Origin of the sequence: Emticicia aquatica, assembly GCF_923079645.1 — a bacterium.
Classification (GTDB): Bacteria; Bacteroidota; Bacteroidia; order Cytophagales; family Spirosomataceae; genus Emticicia; species Emticicia aquatica.
In genome coordinates this window covers 1,906,870-1,918,741 of record NZ_CAKLPY010000001.1, presented here as the reverse complement: position 1 = coordinate 1,918,741, position 11,872 = coordinate 1,906,870, and the positions used below count along the sequence as shown (strand labels likewise).

Sequence of the window (11,872 nt, the reverse complement as noted above, 5' to 3'; positions counted from 1 at the left end):
AAAAACAATAGAATACTGTATAAATAACAACTAAATCCAAACAATATTTTAAATCATATAACTAATAGCTGTTGGCTAAGAACAATTAATATTACAAAAGTAGAAAAAACCTTCAATTATTGATACACTAATAATTGCTGCTCTAAAATTTCTTCAAATTTTGGCAATGATTGAAACAATTGGTCGTAAGAATCAATTATAAAATATTTTTTTTGATAAGCATCAATTTTCACTTCGGTATTAAAAATTTCTTCAATCGAATATTGAACTCTTGTTGGAACACCGCTGAAAAGACTATATGTACTTTCTCCGCTTGATGAAATAATGCCTCCGCCATAAATTTTTGTCAGCTGTTTTTCTTTGATTAATCCAAATTCAACCGTGAACCAATATAGTTTTTGTAAGAATTTTACAGCAACTTCATGATTAATATATTTCAAAGAAATCTTACTAAATTCTGCCAAAAAATTACAAAAATCTTGATTTGTCAATAAAGGAATATGACCAAAAGTATCGTGAAACATATCAGGTTCCTCCAAATAATCAAGTTGGTCGATTTTACGTAACCAAGTCGATGCTGGGAATTTTTTATCGGCTAAAAGTTCAAAAAACTCTTTGATTGGCACGAGCCCATCGGCTGCCACAACAGACCAACCCGTAAGTGTTTGAAGTCGAGGATTTGTTTCATTATCAAAATCAGGAATATGATTGGCCACAAACCCTGCTTTTTCGATACCTTCAAGATAAACCTCGCTAGCAATGAATGGCAACTTTTGCATTTGTCGTTCAAAAAGTCGTCTCCAAACTTCTTGGTCGGAGGTTGTATATAAGTTATAATTTTGTTTCATAGCGTTCCTCTCAAAACTTGTTCACGCTCAATTGCTTCAAAAAGTGCTTTAAAATTGCCTTTTCCGAAAGATTTTGCTCCTTTTCGCTGAATAATTTCAAAAAACATGGTTGGTCTTGGTTCAATTGGTTTGGTGAAAATTTGAAGTAAATAACCTTCTTCGTCACGGTCAACCAAAATTCCGAGTTGGCTTAGTTGTTCAATTTCTTCCTCAATATCACCAATTCTTTCCTTTAGTTCAGCATAATAACTAGCGGGAACTTGCAGAAATTCAACACCATGTTCCCGCAAATGTGTAACAGTTGTGATAATATCATCAGTTGCAACTGCCAAATGCTGCACACCTGCACCACCATAGAAACCAAGGTATTCTTCTACTTGGGATTTCTTTTTTCCAATTGCTGGTTCGTTAATTGGAAACTTGATTCGCCCATTTCCATTTGACATAACTTTGCTCATCAAAGCTGTATATTCGGTTGAAATATCTTTGTCATCAAAACTTACTAATTGATTAAATCCCATTATTTTTCCATAAAAATTAACCCATTCATTCATGCCGTTCCAACCAACATTTCCTACGATATGGTCAATGTATTTTAAACCAACTGGCGAAGGATGATAACTTGGTTTCCATGCTCTAAAATTTGGCAGAAAAACTCCTTTGTATTCATTCCTTTCCACAAAAACATGAACAGTATCTCCATAAGTATGAATGCCCGAACGCACAACTTTACCAAATTCATCCTCTTCAATGGTTGGTTCAAAATATGATTTTGCTCCACGAGAAATAGTTTCATAGTAAGCATCTCGTGCATCGTCAACCCAAAGAGCTACTACTTTTACACCGTCACCATGTTGGTCAATGTGCTTTCCAATCGCTGTCCCTCCATGAAGAGGTGAAGTCAAAATCAAACGAATTTTCCCTTGATGCAACACATAACTTTCACGGTCACGCAGACCTGTTTCAAGACCTGCATAAGCTAACGGCTGAAAACCAAAAGCTGTTTGATAATAATGTGCAGCCTGTTTGCAATTGCCTACATACAATTCGATATAATCTGTGCCGTTGATTGGTAGAAAATTAATATCTTGGTCAATCATATTTTTTGTTTCTTGGAGTAGCATTATTTTATTTTTTAGCGATGATGATTTTTTATTTTGTGTAAATCTTTGAACAACCCGTTAAATTCAATTTAATCGGCTTTCCAACTCTGAAAATATTTTCCGTCGTCATATTTTAAAGCATTTTCAGTGATTTTTAGTGGTTGAAAAGTATCAACCATGACTGCTAATTCCTGTGTAGCTAATTTTCCAATGCTACGTTCCATTGCTCCTGGGTGAGGGCCATGTGGAATACCGCCAGGATGAAGCGTGATATGCCCTTTTGCAATATCGTTTCGACTCATAAAATCGCCATCTACATAATAAATTACCTCATCAGAATCAATATTTGAGTGATTATAAGGAGCAGGAATTGCCTTAGGATGATAGTCGTAAAGTCTCGGACAAAACGAACAAATCACAAAAGCATCGCTTTGAAAAGTTTGATGAACGGGTGGAGGCTGATGAATTCTACCTGTGATTGGCTCAAAATTGTGAATCGAAAAACCCCAAGGGAAATTATAGCCATCAAACCCAACAACATCAAAAGGATGATATTGGTAAACTAATTGATGAAGTTGGTTTTGTTTCTTAATTTTTATTAAAAATTCGCCTTTTTCATCAAAAGTCTCTAATATTTCAGGAAGTTTATAATCTCTTTCGCAAAATGGTGAACTTTCCAAAAGCTGTCCAAAATGATTTCTGTAACGTTTTGGGGTATAAATTGGTGAATGAGATTCTACGTAAAAAATACGGTTTTCGGTTGTTTCAAAATCAATTTGATAGATAATTCCTCGTGGAATAATAAAGTAATCGCCGTATTCAAAATTAATATTTCCCAGTTGCGTACGAAGTGTACCAGAACCTTGATGAATAAAAAGCAATTCGTCAGAATCAGCATTTTTATAGAAATATTCACGTAAAGATTTTGTTGGAGCAGCCAAGCCGATTGTACAAGCGGAATTTGTCATCATCGGTACTCGACTTTCTAAGAAATCATCCTTTGGAGTAACATCAAAACCGATAAATTTCCGCATCATCATGTTGTGAGTATCGGCTATTTTTGGCGTAATGTCTTTGCTATCAAGAATTTGTACGACTTGCGTTGGTCGATGAATGTGGTACATCAATGAAGCCATTCCGTCAAAGCCAATTGTTCCGAAAAGCTGCTCATAGTATAAGCCTTTATTTTCGGGTTTTTCAAATTGCGTATGTCTTTTAGATGGAATTTTTCCTAGTTTATGATAAATAGGCATTTGAATAGAAAATATTTAATTGTTGTACTAAATATTGTTATGCGTACAAAGTTATTGAAATTAATTGTTATGACAATTATATTGTGAATATTTTTTTATTGATTTGTACTTAAATAAGTTTTATGGTCTTTTTTAGCTTAAATAATTATATTTGAGAAACAATAAGTATGATGGAGATAAAATATAAACAAGAAGAAAACCTTGATTGGCAAGAGTTTAGGGCAACCTTGATTGCTTCAACTTTAGGAGAACGCCGTCCGATTGATGATTTAGATAGAATAAAACTTATGGTTGAAAATGCCAACTTAATAGTGACTGCTCGTCATGAAGGGAAATTAGTTGGTGTTGCAAGGTCAGTTACTGATTGGGTATTTTGTACCTACCTTTCTGATTTATTTGTAGATAAAAATTACCAAAAACAAGGTATTGGAAAAGAATTGATTCGGCAAACGAAATTACTTTCTCGAGAAGCTAAATTGATTTTACTTTCAGCTCCAGCGGCTGTGGATTATTACCCAAGAATAGGAATGACGCATCATCCAAAAGCGTTTATGTTGGATGATGCGGATGCCCTTTTATAGTTATACAAAATTAAATTTGAATGTTATTGAATAACATTATTGCACCATTGTAAAATCATTTTAAAGACATCTTCTTTTTCTGGTTCGTTGTGAGTTTCATGAAAAAGGCCTTCAAATGGCACAAAAGTTGCGAGTTTTCCTACTTTTTCGGCAAATAATTTACTTCCTGCGAAAGAAGTTAGTCTGTCGGCTGTACCGTGATAAATAAGTGTTGGAACACTTAGCTTTTCAGCATTATCAATGGCCCATTGACCCGTTTCTATCATTTCGATTCCCATTTTTGCCGAAACTTTGTCATGAACTAATGGGTCTTCGTTGTATTTTTTTACGACACTAGCATCTCTTGAAATAGCAGAAGAATCTAAGCCGCTACTCAATGATAATGCAGGAAAAATACCTTTCATTAATTTTCCGATGAAAAGCGTGATTTTTGAAGGTTGAAAAGCCAATTGAAAATAAGGTGAAGACAAAATTGCACCAGTAATTTTTGGTTGCCGACGAAGTAAATAATTTGCTACCAAATTTCCACCCATACTATGGCCATAAAGAATCTTTTTATCATCAGGAAAATGTTCGGAAGTAGCATTTAACAAGGCATCTACATCATCTAAAAAAGTCTCAAAATCAGGAAAATGTCCACGAGAACCACCTGATTTTCCATGACCACGTTGGTCGCAGCCAATGACAGCGTAACCATTAGAAGTGAACATTTCGGCTACATGATTATAACGATTGATATGTTCGCCCATGCCGTGCATAAGGCAAATTACGGCTTTTGTAGGCATATTTGTTTTCCACATTTTGCCGTAAATATTGATTCCGTCGGAAGTTTTCCAAGATAATTCGGTAGCGTTCATTTTAGTTGATTGAATAGATTTGAAGCATAAATATAAAGAAATATCATGATAAAGTATTGAGAGTTTGTGGCTTGGGTTGGTTTCTTTATATTTGTGGGAGGGGAATTTATATTTATTATAAAAAAAGAAGAGGAATGTCGCTATTTAGTATAAAAGATAATGAATGTTTAGAACAAGTGAAAGAATTAGACTTTAAACTTGAAAAGGATATTCAAAAGCTAACCGAAAATAATTTAAAGGCAATTTTTAATTTGAAATTTGTAAAGAATGAGTTTGTTATAGGTAATTTTAGAATTGATACATTGGCATTCGATTTTGAATCAAACGCTTTTGTCATTATAGAATATAAGCGAGACAAAAATTATAGTGTAATAGACCAAGGATTTGCTTATTTATCTTTGATGCTCAATAATAAAGCAGATTTTATTTTAGAATTTAATGAAAACAACACTGTTAGTTTAAAAAGAGATAATGTTGATTGGTCTCAATCAAAAGTAATTTTTGTTTCTCCTTATTTTACTACTTATCAAAGAGAAGCCATTAGTTTCAAGGACTTACCAATTGAACTTTGGGAAGTTAAAAGATTTGACAATAAAATGGTGAGCTATACAAAAATTCAAACTTTAAATTCGACGGTAAGTGTAAAAACAATTAGCAGAAAAGATGATACAATTCAAAAAGTGTCAAATGAAATAAAAGTATATACAGAGCAAGAACACTTAGCTAAAGTCAACGTCGAAATTTTTGAATTATATCAAAAGTTAAAAACTGAAATTTTAAATTTGGATGAAATTGAAGTAAAACCCAAAAAACTTTACATAGCCTTTGTTTCAAAGTCAAATATAATTGATATAAATTTTGCAAAAAATAATTTAAAATTATGGATTAATTTAAAAAAAGGAGAATTAAATGACCCAAAAGGAATTACAAGGGATGTTTCTAATTTAGGGCATTGGGGAAATGGTGATTATGAAATTCTAATGAATAATGATGACGATTTCGATTACATTATAAGTTTAATAAAACAATCATTGAAAAAAAATAAAATTTAAACTACAAACAAAATAACACTTCAAAAAAACAACAAAACAAATGAAACAAGTATTAAAAACGCTTAAAATTAAATCCCTCAACAATGGAGTAAGCACTGGTGTTGAAAGTTGGGCTGGTAGTGGCAAAGTGCTTAATTCTTATTCGCCCGTTGATGGACAATTGATTGGGAAAGTCCGACAAGCGAATCGAGAAGATTATGATAAAGTAATTGAAAATGCCAAAGAAGCATTTAAAGTTTGGAGAACAGTTCCTGCTCCCAAACGTGGGGAAATTGTACGACAAATGGGCGATGCCTTGCGTGAAAATAAAGATGCTTTAGGCCGTTTGGTAAGTTACGAAATGGGCAAAAGCCTACAAGAAGGCTGGGGAGAAGTACAAGAAATGATTGATATTTGCGATTTTGCGGTCGGCCTTTCTCGCCAACTCTATGGATTGACAATGCACTCTGAGCGTCCGCAGCACCGAATGTATGAGCAATGGCATCCGCTTGGAATCGTCGGGATTATATCAGCGTTTAATTTCCCTGTGGCGGTTTGGTCTTGGAATACCATGCTTGCATGGATTTGTGGGGATGTTTGTGTTTGGAAACCATCAGAGAAAACTCCTTTAACTGCCATCGCTTGTCAAAATATTATTCAAACTGTTCTCAAAAAAAATGATATTCCTGAAGGCGTTTCGAGTTTGATTATTGGTGATAGAAAAGTAGGAGAGTGGCTTTCTAATGATGCCAATGTGGCCTTGATTTCTGCCACTGGTTCTACTCGCATGGGTAAGGCGGTTGGTCAAGCTGTAGCCGCTCGTTTCGGGAAAAGTTTGTTAGAATTGGGTGGAAATAATGCTATTATCGTCACTCAAAATGCTGATTTAGAAGTAGTTATTCCTGCGGTAGTTTTTGGTGCAGTTGGAACTGCGGGACAGCGTTGTACAACCACACGCCGATTATTTCTGCACGAAAGTATGTACGAAGAAGTGAAAAACCGTTTAGTTAAAATCTACGCTCAACTACGAATCGGTGACCCACTTGATATGCATAATCACGTTGGGCCATTGATTGATACTGATGCAGTAAATAATTATAAAACCGCCATTGCCAATATACAAAACGAAGGAGGAAAAGTGCTTTGTGGAAATGAAGTTTTAACTGGAAATGGCTTTGAGTCAGGCTGTTATGTAAAGCCAACAATTGTTGAAGTTGAGAGCCAAACTTCAACAGTTTGCCACGAAACTTTTGCACCGATTTTATATTTAATGAAATTTAAAACGCTTGATGAAGCCATTGAATTGCAAAATGCGGTTCCACAAGGACTTTCATCTTCAATTTTTACCCTAAATATGCGTGAAGCCGAGCAGTTTTTATCTTACGCAGGCTCTGATTGTGGAATTGCCAACGTAAATATTGGTACTTCTGGAGCAGAAATAGGTGGTGCTTTTGGCGGAGAAAAAGAAACAGGTGGGGGGCGTGAAAGTGGTTCAGATGCTTGGAGAAATTATATGCGTCGTCAAACAAACACCATCAATTATAGTACGCAACTGCCTCTTGCTCAAGGCATTAAGTTTGATTTATAGTTTAATTATCAGATTTAAAATATGGGATTCGAGATTTTGTTAAAAACATTTCTCGAATCTCCTATTCATTATTTCAAATCTAAATTTCTAACTTAGTTTCGTTTTTAATCTCGCTCATCACAAATGTGCTGTGTGTGCTTCCAATATTTTCGAGAGAAGCCAGTTTATTCATCAAAAAACTTTGGTATTCACGCATATCTTCGACTACAACTTTTATCATGAAATCGTATTCACCCGAAATATTGTGGCATTCGATTACTTCATGCAATTTCACAATTTCAAGCACAAACTTTTTGCCAGCTTCCTGGGCGTGTTCTTTTAAGCGAATATTACAAAAAACCATTAAGTCTTTGCCTACTTTTTCACGGTCAATTACGGCTACGTATTTTTTTATTACTCCTTCATTTTCCAATCTTCTTACACGCTCGTAAACGGGTGTTGGTGAAAGATTCAATCGAGAAGCTAATTCTTTGGTTGTTAAGTGAGCGTTTTCTTGAAGTGACTTCAAAATTTCACGGTCGGTACTATCTAATTTTTGCATAGATAAAATGTCGTTTTTATCAAATATTTATGTCAAAATTAAAAATAAAAACCGTATCAAACAATTGAATTTTAGATAATTTATCTATTTTTTGTAATTTATTTAAAAAATCAATCTTTAAATCGTACTTTTGTAAGATAAATTTTGTTATTCTCATATAACACAATTTCCTGAATTGTGATTAATTTCTTAATTAAAAATATAGTAAAAAGTGGCTAACATCCGAGAAATACTAAAAGATAGAATCCTTGTCCTTGATGGGGCGATGGGTTCATTGATTCAAGAATACAAATTATCAGATGCTGATTATCGTGGCGAGCGTTTCAAAGATTTCCCGTATGAAGTAAAAGGTAATAACGATATGCTTTCTATCACGAAACCAGAAGTTATCAAAGAAATTCATGCAAAATACTTTGAAGCGGGGGCTGATATTGCCGAAACAAATACTTTTTCGGGAACATCAATCGCTATGGCCGATTATCACATGGAAGATTATGTGTATGAATTGAATTATCAATCTGCTAAAATTGCTCGTGAAGTTGCTGACGAATTCACCGCCAAAAATCCATCAAAACCTCGTTTTGTTGCAGGTTCAATTGGGCCAACGAACCGAACACTTTCGCTATCTCCAGATGTAAATGACCCAGGTTTTCGTGCCATCACTTTTGATGAATTGGTTGATGCCTACTATGAGCAAATTCAAGGTTTAGTCGATGGTGGTGCTGATGTTCTTTTGGTCGAAACTATTTTTGATACGCTCAATGCAAAAGCTGCATTATACGCCATTGATTTGTTTGCTCATGATGTAAAAAATGGAACAATTAGGGCTTTGAAAAGTGCATCTTTAGCGAAGCAAACAAGAGCGAATTTGTTGGAATTTGTAGAAAAAAATATTCCAGTAATGGTTTCGGGAACAATCACCGATGCTTCTGGACGAACACTTTCAGGACAAACAACTGAAGCATTTTTGACGTCAGTTTCTCATATTGATTTATTATCAATCGGTTTGAATTGTGCCTTAGGGGCAGATTTAATGCGTCCTTATGTTCAAATTTTGGCTAATGAAGCTCCATTTTTGGTTTCGGCTCACCCAAATGCAGGTTTACCCAACGAAATGGGAGAATACGACCAATCACCCGCAGAAATGTCTGTAATTGTAGAAGATTTCTTGCAAAATGGATTCATGAATATTATTGGTGGTTGTTGTGGAACAACGCCCGCTCATATCAAGGCAATTGCAGAAGTAGCAGCAAACTATAAACCACGTGTAATTCCTTCTTTCGAGCCAATTCAAAAAGTCTCTGGTTTAGAACCGTTGAAAATGACAGCAGAAACTAACTTCATAAATGTTGGTGAACGTTGTAATGTTACTGGTTCAAAAGCTTTTGCTCGTTTGATTCGTGAAGGAAAATATGATGATGCACTTTCAGTAGCGAGAAATCAAGCTGAAAATGGAGCTCAAATAATTGATGTAAACCTTGATGAAGGAATGATCGATGGTGTGGAAGCCATGACAACTTTCTTGAATTTGATTGCTGCTGAACCTGATATTGCAAGATTACCTTTGATGATTGACTCTTCAAAATGGGAGGTAATTGAAGCAGGTTTGAAATGTGTGCAAGGAAAATCAATTGTAAATTCTATTTCCTTGAAAGAAGGTGAAGCGAAGTTTAGAGAATCTGCTGAAAAAGTTAAACGTTATGGTGCTTCAACGGTTGTGATGGCTTTTGATGAAGCAGGGCAGGCCGATTCGTACGAACGCCGTATTGAAATTTGTAAAAGAGCGTATGATATTTTGGTTAATGAAGTTAATTTCCCTCCGCAAGATATAATTTTCGACCCAAATATTCTTACGGTAGCTACAGGTTTGGAGGAACATAATAATTATGCTGTTGACTTTATTAATGCCACTCGTTGGATAAAAGAAAATCTGCCTTATGCCAAAGTTTCGGGCGGTGTTTCAAATATTTCATTTAGTTTTAGAGGAAATGAGCCTGTTCGTGAAGCAATGCACACCGTGTTTTTGTACCATGCAATCAAGGCTGGAATGGATATGGGTATCGTAAATGCTGGTCAATTGGGCGTTTATGATGATATTCCAAAGGATATGTTGGAACTTTGTGAAGATGTACTTCTTAATCGAAGACCCGATGCAACTGAGCGATTAGTGACATTTGCCGAAACCGTAAAATCGAAAGGAAAGGAAATTGTAGTTGACAATGCTTGGCGTGAGCAACCCGTTGAACAGCGTTTGGCTCATGCTTTAATCAAAGGTTTGACTGAATTTATTGATGAAGATGTAGAAGAGGCTCGTCTGAAAGTAGAAAAACCATTGCACGTTATCGAAGGCCCTTTGATGGATGGGATGAATATTGTGGGCGATTTATTTGGAGAAGGGAAAATGTTTTTACCACAAGTAGTAAAATCGGCAAGGGTAATGAAAAAAGCCGTAGCCTATTTATTGCCATTTATTGAAGAAGAAAAATTACTGAATAAAGTTGAAGGTGAAGCAGAAACATCATCAAGTGCGGGTAAGATTTTATTAGCGACCGTAAAAGGAGATGTGCATGATATTGGGAAAAATATTGTTGCGGTTGTATTAGGATGTAATAATTATGAAATCATAGATTTAGGCGTGATGGTGCCAACCAATAAAATTTTGGAAGAAGCAAAAAAACATAACGTTGACATCATCGGTTTAAGTGGTTTGATTACGCCAAGTTTAGATGAAATGGTGGGTGTAGCCAAAGAAATGGAGCGACAAGGTTTCAAAGTCCCTTTATTGATTGGTGGAGCTACAACTTCACGGATTCATACGGCCGTAAAAATTGACCCACATTATTCTGGGCCAGTGATTCATGTTTTAGATGCCTCGAAAAGTGTACCTGTTGCTGGCCGTTTGATGCAAAATGAGCAAACTAATCAAGAGATTTTTGATGAAATCAAAGCCCAATATGCTCAATTGAGAATTGACCACGCTAGTCGCCAAAAAGATAAAAACTTTATTCCAATTGAAAAAGCAAGAGAAAATCATGTAAAAATTGATTGGAATAATTACAAAGCCACTAAACCAAAATTTCTTGGAACAAAAGTTTTTGAAGATTATGATTTAGCTGAAATTGCAAAATACATCGACTGGACACCATTTTTCCAAACATGGCAGTTATCAGGTAAATATCCAAAGATTTTTGATGATGCAGTTGTAGGGAAAGAAGCCCAAAAACTTTATGATGATGCCCAAGCAATGCTTAAAAAAGTAATTGCCGAGAAGTCATTGCAAGCGAAAGCCGTTGTCGGATTTTATCCTGCAAATTCGGTAGGAGATGATATTGTTTTACATAATTTTGAATCCTATGAATACAATGCCGCTGGTCAAGGAGCATTGAAAGGTACAGGTTATAGAGTTTTGGGTGAAACAGGCGTGGCTGAAAATGGAGAATTGATTGACAATGCCTCATTGGCAATTTTACATCATTTGCGTCAGCAGAATTTAAAAGCCCAAAATTTACCCAATCTTTGTTTATCAGATTATATTGCACCAAATAATACTGGAATTGAAGATTATATTGGCGGATTTGCAGTTACAGCGGGTTTAGGAATTGAAGCTCTGCTCGAACAATACGAAAAAGACCATGATGATTATCATTCAATCATGCTCAAGTCTATCGCCGACCGTTTGGCCGAAGCATTTACTGAGTTAATGCACGAGCGTGTGAGAACGGAGTTTTGGGGATATGTTTCAAATGAAACTTTCAGTAACGACGAACTGATTGCCGAAAAATACCAAGGTATTCGTCCAGCACCTGGTTATCCTGCTTGCCCAGACCATACTGAAAAAACAGCTTTATTTGAGCTTTTGCAAGCGAATAGAATCGGCATCGAATTGACCGAAAGTTTTGCCATGTACCCAGCGAGTTCGGTAAGTGGTTGGTATTTTTCTCATCCAGAAAGTAAATATTTTACCATTGGAAAGATTGCCAAAGACCAAGTTGTAGATTATGCCAAACGTAAAGATATGCCACTAGAAGAAGTCGAAAAATGGCTCGCTCCAGTGTTGAATTATGATTGAG

General features: G+C 35.4%; 9 protein-coding genes. 4 read left to right on the top strand and 5 right to left on the bottom strand.

Annotated features, from left to right (window positions below; translation table 11 throughout):
* Positions 1-116 precede the first annotated feature (116 nt).
* The 3 genes from MJQ71_RS08280 to MJQ71_RS08270 form a co-directional block, all read right to left on the bottom strand.
* Positions 117-848, bottom strand: a complete 732-nt coding sequence (locus tag MJQ71_RS08280; protein WP_238806104.1) for a phenylalanine 4-monooxygenase — start codon at positions 846-848, stop codon at positions 117-119.
* The gene (gene hppD / locus MJQ71_RS08275; protein WP_238806103.1) at positions 845-1,972 is read right to left on the bottom strand and encodes a 4-hydroxyphenylpyruvate dioxygenase; all 1,128 of its coding nucleotides are present in this window, start codon (positions 1,970-1,972) and stop codon (positions 845-847) included. The genes MJQ71_RS08280 and hppD overlap by 4 nt, the downstream gene beginning before the upstream one ends.
* A gap of 68 nt (positions 1,973-2,040) precedes the next feature.
* The gene (locus MJQ71_RS08270) at positions 2,041-3,204 is read right to left on the bottom strand and encodes a homogentisate 1,2-dioxygenase (protein ID WP_238806102.1); all 1,164 of its coding nucleotides are present in this window, start codon (positions 3,202-3,204) and stop codon (positions 2,041-2,043) included.
* Between the two features lie 167 nt (positions 3,205-3,371).
* Between MJQ71_RS08270 and MJQ71_RS08265 the strand changes: the two genes are divergently transcribed.
* Positions 3,372-3,785, top strand: coding sequence for a GNAT family N-acetyltransferase (locus tag MJQ71_RS08265; protein ID WP_238806101.1), 414 nt, complete (start codon positions 3,372-3,374; stop codon positions 3,783-3,785).
* A 23-nt stretch (positions 3,786-3,808) separates the two neighbouring features.
* On the opposite strand, the gene MJQ71_RS08260 is transcribed toward MJQ71_RS08265, so the two are convergent.
* Positions 3,809-4,642: an alpha/beta hydrolase gene (locus tag MJQ71_RS08260; RefSeq protein WP_238806100.1), complete on the bottom strand. Its 834-nt coding sequence runs from the start codon at positions 4,640-4,642 to the stop codon at positions 3,809-3,811.
* A 134-nt stretch (positions 4,643-4,776) separates the two neighbouring features.
* On the opposite strand from MJQ71_RS08260, the gene MJQ71_RS08255 reads away from it, so the two are divergent.
* Both MJQ71_RS08255 and amaB read left to right on the top strand, forming a co-directional pair.
* Positions 4,777-5,694, top strand: coding sequence for a DUF5655 domain-containing protein (locus tag MJQ71_RS08255; RefSeq protein WP_238806099.1), 918 nt, complete (start codon positions 4,777-4,779; stop codon positions 5,692-5,694).
* A gap of 40 nt (positions 5,695-5,734) precedes the next feature.
* Positions 5,735-7,261 carry an L-piperidine-6-carboxylate dehydrogenase gene (gene amaB / locus MJQ71_RS08250; protein ID WP_238806098.1) on the top strand — a complete coding sequence of 509 codons (1,527 nt, stop codon included), beginning with the start codon at positions 5,735-5,737 and terminating at the stop codon, positions 7,259-7,261.
* A gap of 79 nt (positions 7,262-7,340) precedes the next feature.
* Here amaB and MJQ71_RS08245 read toward each other — a convergent pair whose 3' ends face one another.
* Complete coding sequence (locus MJQ71_RS08245; protein WP_238806097.1) at positions 7,341-7,802, bottom strand: Lrp/AsnC family transcriptional regulator; 462 nt, start codon at positions 7,800-7,802, stop codon at positions 7,341-7,343.
* 265 nt (positions 7,803-8,067) lie between these two features.
* Here MJQ71_RS08245 and metH point away from each other — a divergent pair, with 265 nt between their 5' ends.
* On the top strand, positions 8,068-11,871 hold the full coding sequence (gene metH / locus MJQ71_RS08240; RefSeq protein ID WP_374759615.1) for a methionine synthase: 3,804 nt from the start codon (positions 8,068-8,070) through the stop codon (positions 11,869-11,871).
* Position 11,872: the final 1 nt, after the last annotated feature.